We start from the raw sequence: 20,601 nt of genomic DNA on the forward strand, positions 1-20,601 counted from the left end.
TGTCTGAGAATAGACTGATCTACTGCGGACGAGCCTGATTGGCTGGATTTTACGATCCTTTTCGTTAAATAGAACGACTATTCGCCTCAAATGATCGAAAAATCCAACTCAACCAGCCTCGCCCTCGCTACGATCGCTATTCTCGGACAGCCTCCTAGGCACGCGGGATTTGCCTTCATGTTGAGGGTCCGATCAGCGCAGTGCCGATACCAGGGCATCACAGAACCGGGCTAACGGTTTGTTCGTGGGCGTTGTCAGCATTCCGTAATGCTGACCGCAAGACCGCCCAGAGAGGTCTCCTTGTATTTGTGAGACATTTCCAGACCGGTTTGTTTCATGGCGGCGATACAGCTATCGAGCGGCATGAAGTGCTGACCGGTGCCGCGGCGGGCAAGCGCTGCCGCTGTGTGCGCCTTGATCGCACCAAAGCCATTGCGTTCGATGCAGGGGACTTGCACCAGCCCGCCGACAGGATCGCAGGTCATGCCCAGATGGTGCTCCAGTGCGATCTCGGCAGCGTTCTCGATTTGCTCGGAGGATCCGCCCTGTGCCGCACACAGTCCTGCGGCAGCCATCGCGGCGGCCGATCCGACCTCTCCCTGGCAGCCGACTTCAGCGCCCGAAATGGAACTGCGATGCTTGATCAGTCCGCCTATGGCGGCGGCAGTCAACAGAAATTCACGAATTTGTTGGTGTGTGCCATGCTCATGTGTGTACAAGTAATATAGCACAGCAGGAATGACACCGGCCGCGCCGTTGGTGGGCGCGGTCACTACCATGTGTCCGGCGGCGTTTTCCTCATTGACGGCCATGGCATAGGCACATAGCCAGTCGTTGAGTGTGGCTTGTTCCGGGCGGGCCTGAAGTTGTTCGTACAGGGTGCGGGCGCGACGCTGTATTTTCAATCCCCCCGGGAGTTGGCCTGCCGTCGAGAGGCCGGATTCGATACAGCGGCGCATGGCTTGCCAGATATCGTCCAGCCCCTGCTCCAGTGCCTGGGACGGCATTCTGGTGAGCTCATTCGCGCGTTTCATGGCCGCGATCGATAGGCCGCTTTGTTGCGACATCTTCAGCATGCTGCGTGCAGAATCAAAAGGATAGGGGCAGGTTTCGCCAGACTCCATTTTGAGGGGGGCATTCAGCTGATCGATTTCCGCGAGGGTGCAAATGAAACCGCCCCCGATTGAGAAAAAGGTTTCGGACAGTACGGTATTGTTCTGTTCGTCATGGAGGAAAAAAATCATGCCATTGGGGTGTTGTGGCAAAGGGGCAGATTTGTCGAACCAAATATCATCATCGGGATGAAAGGCCACCTGTCGATTGTCATCCAGTATCAACACATCGGTTGACCAGAGCGTGGCGATCAATGTGTTGACATCCTGCTTGGCCAGCGCGGTAGGGCTGTAGCCATGCAGTCCCAGTGTCACTGCGCGATCAGTGGCATGGCCCTTGCCTGTGAAAGCGAGCGAACCCTTGAGCGTGCAGGACACCTGATAATGATGAGGGGTGGCGTGTTCGGCGAGGTATTGGCTGACATGGTCACGAAAAACGTGTGCCGCAACCATCGGTCCCATGGTGTGGGAGCTTGAAGGGCCAATGCCGATTTTGAATAAATCAAGTACGCTGATAAACATAAATTAATTGGTTGGACTCAATTCTCAATGGTGAGGTATTGCAAGTTGAAAGGTTGGAAAAAGTTTGTCAATCGATCTGTGTTGCATCCCGGTGGCCCGGCGTTGAATTGAAATGCGCATCTGACTGAGTCACGGTGCAGTTTATCGGAAGAGCATCTATCTGTGGCTGCAAAATTGTATAGTAGTTTGATAAAACTTGCTTCAAGGATAGTTGAAATCATACCCATGTCTATACAACCAAACGATGCTTACTTTTTTATGCCCTTGAACAGTTTTCAGTTTCATTGCGGTGCTTGAAATGTGCCATCAATCCGTCTAAAAATTAAATGGAAGCAGATAAATCATAGCGGTCAACCGAGGAATTCAAGATAATGCATAGACCGGGACAAGTATGCTATGGTTTAAACGTTGGCAGGGGGCTGGGAGGCTGCTGTCCGAGAATAGACTGATCTACTGCGGACGAGCCTGATTGGCCGGATTTTCCGATCCTTTTCGTTAAATAGAACGACTATTCGCCTCAAATGATCGAAAAATCCAACTCAACCAGCCTCGCCCTCGCTACGATCGCTATTCTCGGACAGCCTCCTAGGATGCTTGCGGGCGATGCTGCCTGTGTTGCAATTACTCTTAGACACTATGATTTCAGATAGCCATTCAGTGCAGCGATTTTTGCTTCAGAGCCGGTTGTTATTTACGTGTTTGATGCTGTTTGTATGGCAGTCTTGTCATGCGGAGGAGCTGGTCGCGACGATAGACCGGGTCAAGCCAGCGATCGTGGGTGTGGGCACTTTTCAGAAAATGCGCTCTCCACCCCTCAATTTTCTGGGAACAGGCTTTGTCGTCGAGGATGGTTCGCATGCGATAACCAATGCGCATGTCGTACCTGAATTGGCGAGTGGTTCCAACAGGGAATCGTTGGTCATTATGACTGGCCGAGGCGAAAGGCCGGAATTGCGGGTTGCGAGAGTAGTGGCCATGGATAAAGAGTATGATTTGGCGTTGCTGCGCTTCGAGGGCGCGCCTTTGCCTACGTTGAAACTGGGGGATGCAGACAAGATAAAAGAAGGACAAATTCTCGCGTTCACCGGATTTCCTATCGGCATGATCCTCGGTTTCTATCCGGTCACGCACCGAGCACTGATCGCCTCGATCACGCCAATTATTTTGCCTGTGCATAATGCCCGGCAGCTCGATGCAAGCAAAATCCGGCAGTTGCAACGGTCAGCCTACAAGGTATTTCAGCTCGATGGCACCGCTTACCCTGGTAACAGCGGTAGCCCGTTGTATGATCCTGGGACCGGCGAGGTTTATGGCGTGGTCAATATGGTGTTTGTCAAAAGCAAAAAGGAATCAGCTCTCAGCAACCCGAGTGGAATCAGTTATGCCATTCCGGGCACTTACATCAAAGAATTGCTTAAACGTAATCGGCCATGATTGAAGCATGATTCCCAAACTGGCGGACAAACCATGCTCTGCCTCAGCTTGCCGTCCCTGCAACTGTCGTGCCGCTGCCTGTGCAACGCCGGACGATGGAATAATTGATTATTTTTGTACTGCTTTTGGCTGGAGAGTATTTTGATCCGGATTTCTAATCATTACATTTCCAGATTCTCGGTATTGCTGGCTGGAATTGAAGCCATCGAACTGTTTCTGGTGTTTTTCATCGGGGCAGGTATTCGGTTCATGTATTGGCAGGGGACGGCGAAAGAATTGCTGCTTTCCCAATTGCCTGGCGCCTTTATTTTTACTTTTGTGATCATGGCTTGCATGGCAGCATTGGGCATGTATCAACTGGATGGCAGGCGTGATTTTGAGAGTATTCTGCTCCGGTTATTGCCATCCCTGGCGCTGGGATTTGGTATTATGGCGCTGATTTTCTACCTGTTTCCAGAATTTTACTTTGGTCGCGGGTTGCTCGCCATTGTGATGTTGCTGGCATTGTTGCTGATCCTGCTGGGGCGAATCCTGTTTTTCCGGTGGTCGGGTCTGGATACGCTGCGTTCCCGGGCGCTGATTTTAGGTGCCGGATCCAGAGCGAAGGAGTTGCTTGATTTGGTAGAAGGCGGCTCTGCGCTTCACAACTTCAAGGTGGTTGGGTTTATTCCATTTGAAAAAGAACAGCGCAGTGTGCCTGCTGCCTCGGTGGTGCCCAAGACTGCTCTGCTGGTGTCATTGGTGGATCAATATGATGTTCAGGAAGTCATCGTGGCGATACAGGAGCGGCGGGGCGGGACTTTCCCGATACAGGAACTGCTGGAATGCAAGATAAGAGGCATCAGGGTAACCGATATCGCGGGCTTCTATGAGCGGGAATGCGGTCATTTGCGCATGGATGCGCTTTATCCCAGTTGGTTGGTGTTTGGTGGCGGTTTCGATCAGGGAACATTGAGAACGACTGTCAAACGCGTATTCGACATAACAGCCAGCCTGATACTCCTTATTGTCACTTTACCCATAATGCTGGTGGCCGCGCTGCTGATCCTGATCGAGGATGGGCGGCCTGTGTTTTACAAGCAGGAACGGGTTGGCAAGGGCGGGGCGGTCTATCAGGTTGCCAAATTCCGCAGTATGTTCAACGATGCGGAAAAGGGAGGAAAACCGCAGTGGGCGACTGCCGATGATCCGCGTGTGACAAGAATCGGAAGAATTATACGTAAATTGAGAATCGATGAGTTGCCACAAATTTTTAACGTTTTCAAGGGTGAGATGAGTTTTGTCGGTCCCCGGCCTGAGCGTCCGCATTTTGTCGATATCCTAAGTGCGCAGGTTCCCTATTACAATATGCGGCATAGTATCAAGCCAGGAATAACCGGTTGGGCGCAGGTGCGCTATCCTTATGGGGCTTCAGTCGAAGATGCGATCGAGAAACTGCAATATGATTTGTATTATGTCAAGAATCACAGCTTGTTTCTTGATCTCGTCATATTGATCGACACGGTTGGGGTTGTTCTGCTGGGGAAAGGCGGTCGGTGAGTTTCCATAGCAATCGGTTTGCATGTTAAGGGCTCGTTAATGAATAACTTGGGCATACGCTGGGGTCGCTTTTGGCGCAGACCAAGGCGTAAGACACGCCGTTGTGTCATTCACAACAAGTGGCTTACAACGCCGGTATGCGCCAAAAGCGACCCCAGCCCGAAGGGTTGTTGCGTATTCGGGCATCTGCGGCGTTGCGAGGCTTGCGAATGGAACGACCATTCGGCTTCGCCTCGCGCCTTGTATCTTTCCCGAATACGTAACAACGTATGCCCAAGTTATTCATTAACGAGCCCTAACAGCCATGGCAGCCGCTAGTTACGCATCGGCAGCTATCGCTTTTCTTTTGCTGTCCATCCTGCTCTTGACCAGTTGGCGGGGGCGGCTGTATGGTCTGTTGCTGGCGGTTGCCAGTTTCACTTCCGCGCTGTGGGCGGGAACCATTGCGGGATTGGCGCATTGGGAGATGGCAAATCCAGTTCTGGTGGAGGCGCTGGAGATATTGCGCAACGCAGTGTTGACCGCCTTCCTGGTTATTTTGCTTGGCCCTTTTCAGACACGGGAAACGCACACAACTTCCCCCAAGATCAGGCCTACGATTATTGCGGTTGTCCTGTTTTATTTCGCCTGTCTGATACAGGCACTGTTCTTTGGTCCAGTAGTTGACATGGCGCCTGATGCGGCCGCTTCGCTTCACTATGTGTTTCTGACGAAAGTGGTGATGGCGATCATCGGCATGATTCTCATCGAGCAGTATTACCGGAATACGCCGCAAGAACGGCGCTGGGGCGTCAAATTCATCTGCTTGGGAATCGGTGGTCTTTTTGTCTACGATTTTTATCTCTACAGCGATGCACTGCTATTCCGCAAAATCAATCTCGACGTCTGGGTGGCGCGTGGCTGGATTAATGCGCTGACTGTCCCGCTGATCGCGTTCTCGGCGGCGCGTAATCCAAAGTGGACAGTTGGGATCGCGGTTTCCAGGCATATCCTGTTTTATTCCTCGGCCTTGTTCGGCGCAGCTGTTTATCTCTTGTTGATGGCTGCAGTCGGCTATTATCTGCGCTTTTCCGGTGGATCCTGGGGCACGGTCTTGCAGTTGATTTTCCTGTTTGGTGCCATCGTGCTATTGATTATTGTGCTGTTCTCCGGCACAACGCGATCCTGGCTCAGGGTGTTCATCAGCAAGCATTTTTTCAGCTATAACTACGATTACCGAGAAGAATGGCTGCGTTTTACACGTACGCTCTCCGAAGAAAAGACAGAATTGAGGGTGCGTGTGATTGCTGCCTTGGCACAACTCGTGGAAAGCCCGGCCGGTGGCTTGTGGTTCAAATCCGAGCATGGGTTTTACCGTCCGATTGCCCGCTGGAATATTCCAGATATAGCGGAATGCGTGGGTGCTGGCAGTCGTTTTTGCCAGTTCATGCAGGAAAATGCCTGGGTGATTGATTTGCAGCAGCATGATTCCGATTCGCAAAAATATGCAGCGATGATTTTGCCCGACTGGCTGCCTGCCATTCCCAAGGCAAGATGGGTGATTCCCTTGATCCTGCACGGAGAATTGCTCGGATTCGTGGTCCTGACCGAGCCCAGAAGTCATGTGGACTTCAATTGGGAAGTGCGGGATTTGTTAAAAGTGGCGGGCAGTCAGGCGGCGAGTTATCTGGCACAGTACGAGACCGATCAGGCACTTTCCATGGCGCGTCAATTTGAATCATTCAACCGGATTTCCACATTCGTGGTGCACGATATCAAGAACTTGATTTCCCAGCTGTCGCTTTTGTTGATAAATGCCGAGAAACATAAAAACAACCCCGAGTTCCAGCAAGACATGATCGAGACGATTGCCTTGTCGGTCAACAAAATGAAGCGGATGCTCGAGAAACTCAGTAACGGTAACCGGGTGGATAATATCAATCGGTTGCCGCTTGCGGAAATATTGCAGCAAATCGTTCATAGCAAATCATTCTTTGAGCCCAGGCCCGGTCTCGTAATTGACGAAACTGCCCTGAACGTGAGGGCCGATCAAGTGCGCCTCGAGCGTGTCCTGGGCCACCTGGTGCAAAATGCGATCGAAGCGACGCCAAAGGATGGACAAGTCGCAATACGGCTCAAGCAAAAGGATGAATGGGCTGTGATTGAAATTGAGGATACCGGACATGGTATGGACGAACAGTTCATACGCGACAAACTGTTTCAACCGTTTGAATCAACCAAGACGGCTGGTATGGGTATCGGTGTCTTCGAGAGCAAAGAATATGTGGAAGAGCTGGGGGGGAAGCTGCATGTGTCCAGTCAGGTGGGACAAGGCTCTATTTTTTCGGTGATGCTGCCAATTTGTCGGGACGCGAGCGGGAATGAAGGCAGTGGTATTTCCTGAAAATGAATCAGGCCTTGCTGCGTGCTCGTTTGAACGAAGGTGGCGGAGAGGGTGGGATTCGAACCCACGTGTCAGGAGAACCCGACCATCTGATTTCGAGTCAGCGCCGTTATGACCGCTTCGGTACCTCTCCATTCGATTATCTGCAACTTCCAATGACGCTATTTTACCAGTTTTTCAACTTTTTGATAGGAATGCTATGGCAATTGGGAAAAATCGATGAAGGCTGTGCAATTAACAATTCCCGACGTGTATGTAATCGAGCCGCAGGTGTTCGGTGACGAACGCGGTTTTTTTTATGAAAGTTATAACCAGCGTCAGTTCGAAGCATTGATTCAGCGTAGCGTTAGATTTGTGCAAAGCAATCATTCGCGTTCGCTTAAGCATGTTTTGCGCGGTTTGCATTACCAGATCAAGCAACCGCAGGGAAAACTGGTGCGGGTGGTGGCGGGGGAGGTATTTGATGTCGCGGTGGATCTGCGGCGTAACTCGCCGACTTTTGGTCAATGGGTCGGCGAGATTCTCAGCGCGGAAAACAAGAGGCAGCTCTGGATTCCTGAAGGCTTTGCGCATGGATTTGTCGTGCTTTCCGATTTTGCAGAGTTCTTGTATCAAACGACGGATTACTGGGCGCCCGACTATGAGCGATGCATGCTCTGGAACGATCCGAAATTGCAGATAGACTGGCCGATCGATGGAGAACCCCTGCTTTCTGCCAAGGATGCCCAGGGCAAGGCATTTGACCAGGCGGAGGTCTACCAGGATTGATGCGCAATCGATCGACTGATGATGGCTAAGATCAAGACACTTTATACTTGCAGCGCCTGTGGCGGACAGACTTCGAAATGGCAGGGCCAATGTCCGCACTGCCGTGAATGGAATACGTTGATAGAGACCATCGCTGAAAAGAACAGACTGGGTGCCGCATCGGATCTGACGGCAGGACAGGTGCTAAATTTGAGCGAGGTGGAAGCGCAGGATGCACCACGTGCTTCCACCGGTCTGACCGAGTTTGACCGTGTGTTGGGGGGCGGGTTGGTGCCGGGCGGCGTGGTGTTGCTGGGAGGGGATCCGGGTATCGGCAAGTCGACGTTGCTGCTGCAGGCCTTGTCCAGCATGTCTGCGTGCCAGCAGGTGCTGTATGTCAGTGGCGAGGAATCGGCGCAGCAGGTAGCACTCCGGGCACGGCGGCTGACGTTGGATGTGGCAACGGTCAATCTGCTGGCCGAGATCAAGCTGGAAGTGATGCACAGGGTGCTGGCTGAACGGCATTTTGATGTGGTCGTCATCGACTCGATCCAGACTATTTATACCGAGGCTTTGCAATCCGCCCCGGGATCGGTTGCCCAGGTGCGGGAATGCGCCGCCCGCCTGACACGATTTGCCAAGGCTAGCGGAACCAGTGTCATTCTGGTTGGCCATGTGACCAAAGAAGGTGCGCTGGCCGGGCCGCGGGTGTTGGAGCACATGGTCGATACCGTCCTGTATTTCGAAGGCGATACACACTCGGCCTTTCGCTTGATTCGCGCCTTCAAGAATCGTTTCGGTGCTGTCAACGAATTGGGTGTGTTTGCCATGACCGAGAAAGGGTTGCGGGAAGTGAGCAATCCCTCTGCCTTGTTTCTTTCCCACCATGGCGGTCAAGTGGCCGGAAGCTGTGTGATGGTGACACAAGAAGGCAGCCGTCCGCTGCTGGTGGAGATTCAAGCACTGGTAGACGAAGCGCATGCCCCCAATCCACGCCGTTTATCCGTCGGCCTGGAACAGAATCGGCTGGCCATGCTGCTGGCGGTGCTGCACCGTCATGCGGGTATACCCTGTTTCGATCAGGATATTTTTATCAATGCTGTCGGTGGCGTCAAGATTACGGAACCGGGCGCTGATCTGGCAGTACTGCTGGCAATTGTTTCGTCCCTGAAGAATCGGGCACTTCCGGAAAAAATGGTGGTGTTCGGGGAAATCGGGCTGGCTGGCGAAGTGCGACCGGTCCAGCGCGGTCAGGAACGGATGAAAGAAGCCGCCAAATTGGGGTTTACCCAGGCTGTTGTGCCCAAGGCCAATCAGCCGAAACAGGCAATCGAGGGGCTGGAGGTCATCGCTGTGGAACGCGTCGACGAGGCCGTCAATTGTTTGCGCTGAACATTAGCGATTCAAGGTGATTCATTAACGAGCCCTAAGGATTGCCAGTTGGCCTTGCGCAATCCAGAAAGATTTTGATTAAATGTTATCGATGCGTACAAAACTTTATTTATTGCTGATGCTGGCAATTTTGTTGCCTGTAGTGGCTTTTTTCTTGCCGCCGATTTCTCAGCCGCATGTTTACCATGACTTTGCAGACCAGCGTGTCTGGCTGGGGATGCCCAATTTTTGGAATATTGTTTCCAATTTGCCATTCCTGTTTGTGGGTCTGGCAGGCTTGAAGTTTCTGTATGCAGGGGCGGCGTGGCAGCAGCCATCTCTTGCAGTCTACACAGTGGACGAATACCGGTCTTACCTGGTCGTTTTTGCAAGTATCGTGCTGGTGTTTCCCGGATCGGCCTATTACCACTGGAATCCGGATAACAGTGGCCTGTTTTGGGACCGGTTGCCGATTGCGTTGGGCATCATGGCGCTGCTGTCGGCAGTCTTGATCGAGCGTGTGCCGATCAAGCGGGCGGCACTCGTATTGGGCGTGTTGGTATCATTGGGGGGAGCGAGTGTCCTGTTCTGGTACTGGAGCGAGCAGCAGGGTGAAGGGAATTTGAATTTTTACATTGCGACCCAATTTGGTGCGCCGCTGCTGATTATTCTGCTGGTCAGGTTTTTTCCGTCCCGCTATACCCGGTCTGCCGATATTTATGGGGTGCTGGCATGGTATGCCCTGGCCAAACTTGCCGAACTACTGGATGAATTTGTCTATCAGCTGGGAGAGGTGATCAGTGGCCATGCGCTCAAGCATCTGTTGGCCGGGCTGGCGGTTTACTGGTTGCTGCGCATGCTGAAGCGGCGCAAATTATTGTCGCATGAAGCCATCCCTGCCGGGCATTGATCAAACGACCCATGCCCGGCGGGTGATGGCGTTATTTTGCCCGGGCGTAATTGCCGGAGCCGGCTAAGCTGTCGCTTCTGAATGAACGTCTGCGTTCGTCGCGCCCGTATGGTTGGGGTTGGCCATAGGCAGTTCGATTGCCTCTATGGCTGGATGCATTGGGTGCATCCGCATTATTTGGCCAAGTGCGCTTGCCTTTATGGGCTGAAGGCGATTTCCTGGGCATGGCATCGTTGCGAGGCGTTCTTCTCGGTTTGAAGCGCGGTTCCATACCGGGAATGACATGCGATTCAATCCTGTTTCCAGTGAATTTTTCTATTCTCTTGAGATGCATGCCGTCCTTGTCCGATGCGAAGGAGACTGCAATGCCCGATGCCCCTGCACGTCCTGTTCGTCCGATACGGTGAACATAGTCCTCGGCGAACTTCGGTAAATCGAAATTGATGACATGCGTAATATCGGCGATATCAATACCGCGTGCGGCCACATCGGTCGCAACCAGTATTTTTAGCCGCCCCTGGCGCAGGCCGGTCAGCGTGCGTGTGCGTTCCCGCTGGGTCATGTCTCCATGCATTGCGGCGGCCTTGTGACCTTGTGCGGACAGATTGTCTGCCAGCGAGTCAGCGTCGCGCTTGGTTGCGGTGAATACAATCGCCTGTTTGATGGTGGCGTCACGCAGCAAGTGATCCAGCAATTGATTCTTGTGCGAAAGATTGTCCACGTAATGCAGGCGCTGTTCAATGTTCTCGAGTTTGGCGCGCTGAGAAGCGATCTGAATCCGTTTGGGCGATTTCAATAAACGTGCGGCAATTTTATCAATTGCGCTGTCCAGCGTCGCTGAGAACAGGATGGTTTGCCGCTCGGCCGGGGTGGAGGCGGCGATCTGCTCGACATCATGAATAAAACCCATGTCCAGCATGCGGTCCGCTTCATCCAGCACGAGCATTTCAAGCCGCGAAAAATCCACGCGTCCGCGTTGGATGTGATCGATCAAACGTCCCGGCGTGGCGACCAGAATATCGACGGCCTGGGATAACAATTTGTTCTGGAGTGGATAGGGCATGCCACCGAGTATGCTGACAACTTTGGTGCGCGGCAGGAATTTTCCATATTTGCTGGCTGCTTCCGAAACTTGCAAGGCCAGCTCGCGGGTGGGTGTCAAAACCAGTACGCGCGGACCACGGCCATGTGCTGTCGCGGGCGATGCCAGGCGATGGAGGGCTGGCAGCATGAAGGCTGCTGTTTTGCCGGTGCCGGTTTGTGCGCTTGCCATGACGTCGTGACCGGCGATCAATTCAGGAATGGCTTGTAGTTGAATGGGAGTGGGGGTGGTGTAGCCCGATGTCTGGACCGCTTTAATAATGGAAGGGTGTAAATTTAAACTTTCAAAAGACACGTTGATTTTCCTGATAAGAAAAAAGTAAACGCGCGAGCAGAAACACGATAGATACCGTATCGGCATGTAGTAAGTACCGCTAGCGCAGACTATACATCGCCGCTAACCAGAGGTACTGCACAATTTCTTGTGGAAACAGGGAAGTCTAGGAGAGGTCAGGAACGATGAAACTTGGAAATTAACTGTTCAGAACAGTCCCACAAGTATACAGCAATCATAGGGATTGTCGAATTTTTGTGAGACTGTCGTTGTGAGAGAGAAATAATTAACGAGTAATCGGCTTGAAGCGGATCCGTTTCGGCTGTGCGCCTTCTTCTCCGAGACGCTGACGTTTATCCGCTTCGTATTCCTGGTAGTTGCCCGCAAAGAAAGTGGCCTGAGAATCGCCTTCAAAGGCCAGAATATGAGTGGCGATCCGGTCGAGGAACCAGCGATCATGCGAGATGACCAGCACGCACCCAGCAAATTCCAGGAGCGCGTTTTCCAGTGCGCGCAGTGTTTCAACGTCCAGATCGTTGGAAGGCTCATCCAGCAGCAATACATTGCCGCCCGAAATCAGGGTTTTGGCAAGATGCAGACGTCCCCGTTCGCCGCCCGAGAGCGTGCCGACAATTTTTTGTTGATCCGGGCCCTTGAAATTGAAACGCCCCAGGTACGCCCGTGCAGGAATTTCAAATTTCCCTACCGTAAGAATGTCGTTGCCATCCGAAATCATCTGGAAAACGGTCTGGTTGCCGGTCAGCGTGCCGCGTGATTGATCCACATAGGCAACGTCGACGGTTTCACCAATTTTGATTTGGCCTGAATCAGGTTGCTCTTGTCCGATGATCATGCGAAACAGGGTCGATTTCCCGGCGCCGTTGGGTCCGATGATGCCAACTATGGCGCCAGGCGGGACTCTGAAACTGAGGTTGTCGATCAGGAGCTGCTCCCCGAATCCCTTGGAGACATTGCCGAATTCTATGACTTCATTACCCAGCCTGTCCGCAACCGGGATGAAAATTTCCTGGGTTTCATTGCGCTTCTGGTATTCCAGGGAATTGAGTTCCTCGAATCTGGCAAGACGTGCCTTGGATTTTGCTTGTCTGCCCTTGGGATTTTGCCGGACCCATTCCAGCTCTTTTTTGAGCGATTTCTGACGGGCAGATTCGGCGCTTTCCTCATGTTTCAGGCGCACTTCCTTTTGTTCCAGCCAGCTCGAGTAATTGCCTTTCCAGGGGATGCCATGGCCGCGATCGAGCTCCAGAATCCATTCTGCTGCATTATCCAGGAAATAACGGTCATGCGTCACGGCAACCACTGTTCCAGGAAAACGTGCGAGAAATTGCTCGAGCCATTCGACTGATTCGGCATCAAGATGGTTGGTGGGTTCATCCAGCAGCAGCATGTCCGGTTTCGACAATAACAGTTGGCATAGCGCAACGCGACGCTTCTCGCCACCCGACAGATGTTCGATGCGTGCCTCCCACTCAGGCAAGCGTAGGGCATCGGCTGCGATTTCCATTTGTTGCGACAGATTGTCTCCTTCTTGCGCGATCAGGATCGCTTCCAGCCGCGACTGCTCGGCTGCCAGTGCATCGAAGTCGGCATCTGGTTCGGCATAAGCGGCATAGATGGCTTCCAATTGTTGCTGAGCGTTAAACGCCTCGCCCAGTCCTTCCTGAACCGCCTCGCGTACGGTTAAATTGGGATCGAGTTGCGGCTCCTGTGGGAGATAACCGATGTTGAGATCCGACATGGGTGTGCATTCGCCTTCGTGATCCTTGTCCACCCCCGCCATAATTTTCAATAAGGTGGATTTGCCCGAACCATTCAGACCGAGCAGGCCAATTTTTGCACCGGGAAAGAAACTGAGGGAAATATCTTTGAGAATCGTGCGCTTGGGTGGAACAATTTTGCTGACACGATTCATGACTAAAACGTACTGGGCCATAAATTTGTTTATTAATCCTGAATTTAAGTGAGTTGGAAAACTCAAGGGTTAAAGAATTCGCTACTAAAGAGATCCCTGCTGATCACATGATTATAAGCCAATCGGCAATACGGCCAGATTCTGCGGCCAAAGCGATTGCTTCAATCAAGAAAGGAGGGTAGTGCGAGGATCGCTGATTGTTTCCCGCGATGGCGCGAATTAACTGGGGAGATACTTAAAAAACGACCATTCGTTATATAGATCAGGACTCTGTCAGATCCTTATCGTTCACCAAGGCATGCAAGTTGTCGAATGTCAGTGGATGGTCGCAGAAACTGGTGGGGAATTTGATCAAAATAGCATTGATACCGCCGACTTCGATTGCCAGTCACCACTGTACTTAACACAATTGAAGCGACTGACGGCAAATGGTCAGTGTCCAGTCACTATTTCGCACGATCAGGTCATTGGATCATATCCATGAAATTATTGAACTGGTCAGGCTGGTCAGTGCGGGGGTATTTCATAATCAACCGTTAGGATTTCGAGAAGGTGGCCACTTGGGTCCCGGAAATAAACACCGCGCCCCCCATAATGATGATTAATCTGCATGTTTTTAGCTTCACTGGGACCGCTGCCGTATTTGAGGTGTGCGGCCTGCAAACGGGAAAGAATTTCATCAAATTCCTGCTCCGTTACCTTGAATGCGTAGTGATGGGACTCGAATTTATCACTGTTGTCAAAGTCGAGACAGAGCGTGTCATTCACCCGCACCACAATGAAATGCGAGAATTCGCCCAGATATTCAAAGCCAAATAGCTCGCAATAAAAATTTGCCGAGGCCCGATTATCACGTGATGGTACGATTGTATGATTCAGTGTGATAGCCATGACACCACCTCCAACTTAGAGTAATTGTTCGGACTTGCACGCCAAATCCGCCTGCTGATTATAGCGTTGGCAATGTGAGTATTATTAAGTTTTTTATGTTGTTTTGGGCGTGATTCACCATGCAAGATCAGATTGATGCCTTGGTATGTTTGATATGTCAGGCATGGGGCCGGATGCGCGTTGGTTTGGTAAAATAAATAACCGGTTTGTGCGTGTTGCGGTTCTTATTCAATTGCTCGGGCCGGATTTGTCAATTAATCCTCAATCCTTCAGTTTTTTCCTGGTTTTCCGTAAATCTGTCATCAGGTTCTCTGGAAAGGCTTGAGTGTGTGTCAGAATTGATTGCCATTGTTCATAGTCAGCAGATAATATTGCAAATTCTTATAAAGAGAACGAGAATGAGCAATTTTCTTCATATTGATCCGATTGGCGAAAAGGACGAAGACCAGGTTGTACGGCCTTCAAGGCACAGATGTATGAACCTGCAATTTAACCAGGACAAGATACGATACGGGATATCAGCGGCTGTCGGTGGGATTGATCACATTTTCCTTCAAGAAAAGTGATACGCTCTTTTTTATCATGTTTGGCGTAGATACACAGGATAGATGTGGTGTTTTCCGGGTGGTGGTCTTGTTGCAAGCATATGGGGATTCATGCCCAAATTTCACGTTATGCATAAAGTGTTTTGCTTTATGATTAGATCAAACCGAAATCAGATCAATCTCCGTAGACTATCAATTTAGTGAGGGTTTCATGTGAATATTCCAATCAAAGGCTGGCTAGTTAACTGTTTAATCATTATTGCCCTGCTAGTCATAAGTGGTTGCAAAACTTATCCACTGCTTACTACCCAGGGGGAAAAAATTCCGCATGATTATCTGATCGGGCCCGGCGATACGTTGAACATTATTGTCTGGCGTAATCCGGAGATATCGATGAGTGTGCCGGTTCGGCCGGATGGCAAAATTACGACCCCCCTGGTCGAAGATTTGCCGGCCAGCGGCAAAACCTCAACCGAACTGGCGCGCGATATCGAAGAAACGCTGTCGAAGTATTTGCAACAACCGGTTGTCACCGTCGTGATTACTGATTTTATCGGGCCTTTCAGTGAACAGATCAGGGTGATCGGTGAGGCTGCGCAACCCCAGGCCCTTCCTTATCGTGAAAACATGTCACTGATGGATGTCATGATCGCCGTGGGCGGGTTGACCGACTTTGCTGCCGGTAATCGTGCCCGGATCATTCGCAATATTGAGGGCAGCCAGCAACAGTTCCGTGTCAGACTGGATGACCTGATCCGGGATGGTGATATTTCCGCCAACGTGCCCATGTATCAGGGAGATGTGTTGGTCATTCCAGAAAGCTATTTTTAATTGTCAGTTCAATTTAGTCTGAGTATATGCATCATCGAAAGCGGGGTAATCCAATATGGATGAATTGATCGCCCAATTGCTGGTTTACATCAAGGGTATCTGGAAATACCGCTGGGTGTCTGTTGCGGTTGCTTGGTTCGTGGCGATTCTGGGATGGCTGTTCGTCTACCAGATGCCTGACAATTACCAGGCTTCTGCCCGGATTTATGTCGATACACAAAGCATTCTTCGGCCCTTGATGGCGGGCATGACAGTGGCGCCCAACCCTGAACAGCAAGTCAACATCATGAGCCGTACGCTTATCAGCAGGCCGAATGTCGAGCGGATCATCCGCATGGTGGATCTCGATCTCAAGGTTACGAGTGACAGCGCAAGAGATAGATTGGCGACTTCGCTGATGAAAGACATCAAGCTCGCTTCAACCGGGCGGGATAACATTTTTACGATTGCATACGATGATAAGGATCCCAAGCTTGCCAAGGAAATTGTGCAGGCATTATTGACTCTTTTTGTCGAGGGTGGTCTGGAGGGGAAACGTCAGGATTCGACTTCGGCCTTGCGTTTCATCGATCAGCAGATTGCAGCCTATGAAGAAAAACTGATTGCTGCCGAAGCCGCGTTGACGGCCTTTAAGCAAAAAAATATTGGCTTGTTGCCTGGGCAGGGGGATTATTACACACAGCTGATGGCCTCAATGGAAGAGCTGGAGAAGGCCAAGCTGGCTCTGGTCGAAGCTGAACAAGCCAGAAACGCGGTTAAAAGGCAAATCACAGGTGATGAGCCGGTGTTGCTGCTGGAAGCGAGTGAAATCTCACCGCAAAGCATCGTGAATCCGGAGATTGATTCCCGTATTCAGTCGCTCAATACCAATCTGGATAATCTGATGCTGAATTTTACCGAAGAACATCCGGATGTGGTGGCAACCAAACGCCTGATCACACAGTTGGAGGCGCGCAAGGTTGAGGAGGCCAAACTTGCCGGGACTGCCCATATACAGGGCAAAGACTACGATCCGATGATGCAGCAACTGAACATTGCTTTAACCGAAGCCGAGGCCCTGGTGGCTTCCATGAAAGCGCGTGTGGCCGAGTATGAATCCCGGTATGAACGGCTTAAATCGATGAGCACCATGGTGCCTGCGGTGGAGGTGGAAATGCAGCAACTCAACCGAGATTATAAGGTCAACAAGGCCAATTACGAGAAACTACTGGAGCGCAGGGCTTCGGCCGAGATTTCTGGAGAAATGACATCCACAACAGGATTGATGTCATTCAGGATCATTGATCCGCCTACCGTGCCGGATATTCCCTCTGGGCCTGATCGCAAGAAATTATTCTCGATTGTATTTTTAGCTGCTTTGCTCGTAGGGATTGCTGTTTCTTTCATTATCAGCCAGATTCGACCCACCTTCCACAGTCAGGGCGGTTTGCGTGAGGTAACGGGATTGCCAATTCTGGGAACAATTCCCATGATCTGGACTGAGCAAGAGAAGAAAAAACGGAAGGGACGTCTTTTCGCATTCGGAATTTCCTTGCTGATGCTAATGACCTGTTATGTGATATTGATGGTTTATATGAATACACCTAGTGTGGCATTGGCACAGCCTTGATTTGGAAAGAGCAGATTGTTGTCAATGCAGGCGAGTCATGGATAAATTAAGGTAATGGATGATGGAGGGGGCATGAGTCTTATCGAAAGAGCTGCAGGAAAACTGGATAAAAAAAATCGTTCATCCAAGACTACTCAAATGCCATTGCAAGAGGGCGACACCTCATCACCGATTCCTTTGTCCTCCGAATTGCTCGATGGCGTGCCTAAGTCCGAAAGTGGACAAGATGCTAAAACGCGTGATACTACGCAGACGGCGAAACGGATAGAGATTGATCTGGATGGTTTGCACGATAAAGGTATCGTTACACCACATCACACCAAGTCGCTGGTTGCGGAGCAATTTCGTCTGATCAAGCGTCCACTGCTTTCCAATGCATTCAATGAAAATAGCGGGATAAAGCATGGCAACTTGATTATGGTGACCAGCTCATTGGCGGGCGAAGGGAAAAGTTTCTGCTCAGTCAACCTGGCAATGAGTATCGCGATGGAAATGGATCACCGGGTATTGTTGGTTGATGCCGATGTGGCCCGTCCATCGATTCCAAGAACACTCAGCTTTAATCCGGATATGCCTGGCTTGCTGGATATTATTCTTGATCCGAAACTGACGGTATCCGACATTTTGATCAAAACCAATGTCGAAAAACTTACGTTGATTCCCGCCGGTGCAAGGCATTCCCATTCCACCGAATTATTGGCAAGTCAGAGCATGCACGCCATTCTAGAAGAGCTTGCGCAACGTTATCATGATCGCATAGTGATTTTCGATTCCCCACCGTTGTTGCTCACCAGCGAGGCACGTGTGCTTGCAAGCCAGATGGGGCAGATTGTGCTGGTGGTAGAGGCGGAAAGGACCACTCAGCAGACTGTCAAAGAGGCCTTGCGGCAGATTGAATCATGCGATGTGATCAATCTGATTTATAACAAGGCACGAACATCACATAATGCTGGATACTACGGTTACTATTATTGATGAAAGCATTCAGCTACTTTAAGTATTCCTTTCATCGCATATATTTCTGGCTTGTTTGCCTGGCAGGTTCAGGTTACTGGGGATTGCAGGCGAATGCTGCCGAATGGAATATTCAACCTCGATTGACATTGAGCGGAACCTATACAGATAATGTCGGGCTCGGTGGAATCGGTGCTGGGTTTGGTGGGGTAGCAGCTGACAGCGGTGGGGATTTTATCTCAGAAATCAATCCGGGTCTGGGGATAATAGGCGAAGGCCGCCGTTTCAACACGAATATCAATTACACCTTGAATAATCTCGTTTTTGCAAAAAACGAGCGTGTACTGATGCGGCATTGGTTAAACGCCAATGGAACCGCCGAAATCATCAAAGAGCGCTTTTTTGTGGATGGGCGTGCGGCTATCAGTCAGCAGAATGCTTTTCTATTCGGTCCTCCTGCATTTGATAATACTAATTTGACCGGTAATCTTAGGGATATTCGTACCTGGAGTATCAGTCCCTATGCGCGACACCGGTTCAAGAATCTGGCTTCCGGTGAGCTGCGCTATGCCCGGAGTGCTATCAGTTCGAATGCGCAACAGTTCTTTAGTAATACCATCGATTCGGTGAACCTTTCCATGAATAGCGGTTCAGCATTCAGGACGCTGGGCTGGGGGATCAATTACAACCATACGAGCATCGACCGGGAGCGATCCGGCCTCAGTATGGGAACATTGGAACTAGAGCGAAGCGCAGGTACACTTCGCTATGTCATCACGCCTCAATTCAGCCTGATTGGTACCGGTGGCTATGAACGCAACAGTTTTATTTCGATCAGGGGCAAGTCTTCCAGCCATTTCTGGACAGCCGGTTTTTCCTGGGTGCCCACGACAAGAACCAATGTCAATGCATCGGCTGGTCAACGATTCTTCGGTAATACCTATGCAGCGTCGATTGATCATCGTACGCGCCGTACAGTCTGGAACTTGAGTTATCTGGAAGATATCACCACTTTTGGTCAGCAATCCATGTTGGGTGCTTCGATTATCGATCCAGGCGCTCTGGGGCAATTTCTTCCCGGTCTCCAGGATGGCGGGCAATTGCTCGATCAAGGTCTGCCATTTACTTTTTCGGATCCAAACAATTTTCTGACCAATCGCCTGTTTCTGCTCAAACGCTTGCAGGCATCGCTGGTGCTTCAGGGCAAAAAGAATTCCCTGGTTTTTCGCGTCTACAATTTCTCCAGAAAGGCTTTTACGCCGGATGAAGAAGACGAATCATTGATCGGTATCGGTAATGCATTCCTGACCAGGAATACTACCCAGACAGGGGGGAACGTGCTGTTGAATCATCGCCTGACAGCACTGACCAGTGCCAATTTCAATTTTGGCTACAACCGGATTCGTTTCGGTATGACCGATCAGGATGATGATCTCTATATCTTCATGCTGAGCCTGAATAAGCGGATTACGCCCAATATCAATGGATTTCTTCGCTATCGTCATCAGCGTCGGTCATCCAACCGTAGTAATGCCGATTTTAGTGCCAATGCCATAACCGCTTCTGTACGCATGAACTTCTAGAATTACTTAATGAGTTATGTATCTTTCCTATTACGGCTTTGCCGAGAAACCTTTTCAATTAAAACCCGATCCGAATTTCTTTTTTGGCAGCAAAGGGCACAAGCGTGCCGCTGCCTATCTTGAATATGGCTTGTCGCAAGAAGACGGCTTCATCATCATTACCGGAGAAGTGGGGGCCGGCAAGACGACGCTGATGCGTTATCTTTTTCAGAAGCTCGAGCGGGAGCGGATCGCTGCCGCGCAGCTCGTGAGCACCCGGCTGGATCCGGATGATGTTTTGCGGATGGTGACGGCCGCTTTCGGGATGCCGTATGAGAATCTATCGAAAGCTGCTTTGCTGCTCAAACTTGAACAGTTCATGCATCAACTCGACCGGGCGGGTAAGCGGGCGCTGCTGGTGGTGGATGAAGCGCAGAATCTTTCCCAGCAAACACTTGAAGAATTGCGCATGCTGTCCAATTTCCAAACCGATGACCGGCCGTTGCTGCAGACCTTCCTGCTGGGCCAGCCTGAATTCAGGCGAACATTGCTGGGCAGCCAGATGCAGCAGCTGAGACAAAGGGTCATCGCCACCTATCATCTGGGCCCGCTGGATCTGGATGAAACCAGAGCCTATATCGAGCACCGCTTGCAAAAAGCGGGCTGGGCGGGTAATCCTGTTTTCCAGGATGAAATTTTCGAGATCATTCACACTTATTCCGGGGGCATTCCACGCAAGATTAATTTGTTCTGCGATCGTTTGCTGATCATGGGGTGCTTGGAGGAATTGCAGTCGCTGGGCAGAGCAGAAGCAAACGAAGTGTTGCTGGATATACGGCAAGAATTCGATCCTGTGGATGCTTTCGGAAACGATGACTAAACT

14 protein-coding genes, 1 tRNA gene and 1 pseudogene are annotated in these 20,601 nt (G+C 50.9%); 11 read left to right on the plus strand and 5 right to left on the minus strand.

Annotation, left to right across the window (positions count from 1 at the left end):
* Positions 1-254: 254 nt before the first annotated feature.
* Positions 255-1,634, minus strand: coding sequence for an L-serine ammonia-lyase (locus tag ABTW62_RS03785; RefSeq protein WP_430903256.1), 1,380 nt, complete (start codon positions 1,632-1,634; stop codon positions 255-257).
* Between the two features lie 702 nt (positions 1,635-2,336).
* Between ABTW62_RS03785 and ABTW62_RS03790 the strand changes: the two genes are divergently transcribed.
* The 3 genes from ABTW62_RS03790 (at position 2,337) to prsK (ending at position 6,990) form a co-directional block, all read left to right on the plus strand.
* A complete protein-coding gene (locus tag ABTW62_RS03790) occupies positions 2,337-3,068 on the plus strand; it encodes a S1 family peptidase (protein ID WP_430903257.1) in 732 nt (243 codons plus the stop codon).
* 141 nt (positions 3,069-3,209) lie between these two features.
* Positions 3,210-4,607, plus strand: a complete 1,398-nt coding sequence (locus ABTW62_RS03795; protein ID WP_430903258.1) for a TIGR03013 family XrtA/PEP-CTERM system glycosyltransferase — start codon at positions 3,210-3,212, stop codon at positions 4,605-4,607.
* 304 nt (positions 4,608-4,911) lie between these two features.
* Positions 4,912-6,990, plus strand: coding sequence for an XrtA/PEP-CTERM system histidine kinase PrsK (gene prsK / locus ABTW62_RS03800; RefSeq protein WP_430903259.1), 2,079 nt, complete (start codon positions 4,912-4,914; stop codon positions 6,988-6,990).
* A gap of 40 nt (positions 6,991-7,030) precedes the next feature.
* Here prsK and ABTW62_RS03805 read toward each other — a convergent pair.
* Positions 7,031-7,123, minus strand: a tRNA-Ser gene (locus tag ABTW62_RS03805).
* A gap of 86 nt (positions 7,124-7,209) precedes the next feature.
* Here ABTW62_RS03805 and rfbC point away from each other — a divergent pair.
* The 3 genes from rfbC (at position 7,210) to ABTW62_RS03820 (ending at position 10,018) form a co-directional block, all read left to right on the plus strand.
* Positions 7,210-7,758, plus strand: a complete 549-nt coding sequence (gene rfbC, locus ABTW62_RS03810) for a dTDP-4-dehydrorhamnose 3,5-epimerase (RefSeq protein WP_430903260.1) — start codon at positions 7,210-7,212, stop codon at positions 7,756-7,758.
* Positions 7,759-7,779: 21 nt separating this feature from the next.
* Entirely contained in the window at positions 7,780-9,129 is a 1,350-nt protein-coding gene (radA, locus tag ABTW62_RS03815; RefSeq protein WP_430903282.1) for a DNA repair protein RadA, read from the plus strand.
* 91 nt (positions 9,130-9,220) lie between these two features.
* A complete protein-coding gene (locus ABTW62_RS03820; protein ID WP_430903261.1) occupies positions 9,221-10,018 on the plus strand; it encodes an alkaline phytoceramidase in 798 nt (265 codons plus the stop codon).
* A gap of 31 nt (positions 10,019-10,049) precedes the next feature.
* Here ABTW62_RS03820 and ABTW62_RS03825 read toward each other — a convergent pair whose 3' ends face one another.
* The 3 genes from ABTW62_RS03825 to ABTW62_RS03835 all read right to left on the minus strand — a co-directional run bounded on the left by ABTW62_RS03825 (position 10,050) and on the right by ABTW62_RS03835 (position 14,217).
* On the minus strand, positions 10,050-11,414 hold the full coding sequence (locus tag ABTW62_RS03825; protein WP_430903262.1) for a DEAD/DEAH box helicase: 1,365 nt from the start codon (positions 11,412-11,414) through the stop codon (positions 10,050-10,052).
* Between the two features lie 265 nt (positions 11,415-11,679).
* Positions 11,680-13,347: an energy-dependent translational throttle protein EttA gene (ettA, locus tag ABTW62_RS03830; RefSeq protein WP_430903263.1), complete on the minus strand. Its 1,668-nt coding sequence runs from the start codon at positions 13,345-13,347 to the stop codon at positions 11,680-11,682.
* 486 nt (positions 13,348-13,833) lie between these two features.
* A complete protein-coding gene (locus ABTW62_RS03835; protein ID WP_430903264.1) occupies positions 13,834-14,217 on the minus strand; it encodes a VOC family protein in 384 nt (127 codons plus the stop codon).
* Between the two features lie 758 nt (positions 14,218-14,975).
* Here ABTW62_RS03835 and ABTW62_RS03840 point away from each other — a divergent pair.
* The 5 genes and pseudogenes from ABTW62_RS03840 to ABTW62_RS03860 all read left to right on the plus strand — a co-directional run.
* Positions 14,976-15,593: an XrtA/PEP-CTERM system exopolysaccharide export protein gene (locus ABTW62_RS03840; protein ID WP_430903265.1), complete on the plus strand. Its 618-nt coding sequence runs from the start codon at positions 14,976-14,978 to the stop codon at positions 15,591-15,593.
* 55 nt (positions 15,594-15,648) lie between these two features.
* Complete coding sequence (locus tag ABTW62_RS03845) at positions 15,649-17,202, plus strand: XrtA system polysaccharide chain length determinant (RefSeq protein ID WP_430903266.1); 1,554 nt, start codon at positions 15,649-15,651, stop codon at positions 17,200-17,202.
* A 72-nt stretch (positions 17,203-17,274) separates the two neighbouring features.
* On the plus strand, positions 17,275-18,177 hold the full coding sequence (locus tag ABTW62_RS03850) for an XrtA-associated tyrosine autokinase (RefSeq protein WP_430903267.1): 903 nt from the start codon (positions 17,275-17,277) through the stop codon (positions 18,175-18,177).
* Positions 18,177-19,739, plus strand: a complete 1,563-nt coding sequence (locus ABTW62_RS03855; RefSeq protein ID WP_430903284.1) for a TIGR03016 family PEP-CTERM system-associated outer membrane protein — start codon at positions 18,177-18,179, stop codon at positions 19,737-19,739. Before ABTW62_RS03850 ends, ABTW62_RS03855 begins: the two co-directional genes overlap by 1 nt.
* A gap of 16 nt (positions 19,740-19,755) precedes the next feature.
* A pseudogene (locus tag ABTW62_RS03860) lies at positions 19,756-20,562 on the plus strand (XrtA/PEP-CTERM system-associated ATPase); the annotation flags it as partial.
* Between the last annotated feature and the right edge of the window lie 39 nt (positions 20,563-20,601).

This window comes from Nitrosomonas sp. ANs5, from assembly GCF_050584665.1.
In the GTDB taxonomy this organism is placed as follows: Bacteria; Pseudomonadota; Gammaproteobacteria; order Burkholderiales; family Nitrosomonadaceae; genus Nitrosomonas.

Excerpts from the sequence above, each read along its gene's own strand:
- ABTW62_RS03845 (WP_430903266.1), top strand. The coding sequence starts at position 15,649 with ATGGATGAATTGATCGCCCAATTGCTGGTTTACATCAAGGGTATCTGG.
- ABTW62_RS03790 (WP_430903257.1), top strand. The coding sequence starts at position 2,337 with ATGCTGTTTGTATGGCAGTCTTGTCATGCGGAGGAGCTGGTCGCGACG.
- prsK (WP_430903259.1), top strand. The coding sequence starts at position 4,912 with ATGGCAGCCGCTAGTTACGCATCGGCAGCTATCGCTTTTCTTTTGCTG.
- ABTW62_RS03850 (WP_430903267.1), top strand. The coding sequence starts at position 17,275 with ATGAGTCTTATCGAAAGAGCTGCAGGAAAACTGGATAAAAAAAATCGT.
- ABTW62_RS03855 (WP_430903284.1), top strand. The coding sequence starts at position 18,177 with ATGAAAGCATTCAGCTACTTTAAGTATTCCTTTCATCGCATATATTTC.
- radA (WP_430903282.1), top strand. The coding sequence starts at position 7,780 with ATGGCTAAGATCAAGACACTTTATACTTGCAGCGCCTGTGGCGGACAG.
- ABTW62_RS03820 (WP_430903261.1), top strand. The coding sequence starts at position 9,221 with ATGCGTACAAAACTTTATTTATTGCTGATGCTGGCAATTTTGTTGCCT.
- ettA (WP_430903263.1), bottom strand. The coding sequence starts at position 13,347 with ATGGCCCAGTACGTTTTAGTCATGAATCGTGTCAGCAAAATTGTTCCA.
- ABTW62_RS03835 (WP_430903264.1), bottom strand. The coding sequence starts at position 14,217 with ATGGCTATCACACTGAATCATACAATCGTACCATCACGTGATAATCGG.
- ABTW62_RS03785 (WP_430903256.1), bottom strand. The coding sequence starts at position 1,634 with ATGTTTATCAGCGTACTTGATTTATTCAAAATCGGCATTGGCCCTTCA.
- rfbC (WP_430903260.1), top strand. The coding sequence starts at position 7,210 with ATGAAGGCTGTGCAATTAACAATTCCCGACGTGTATGTAATCGAGCCG.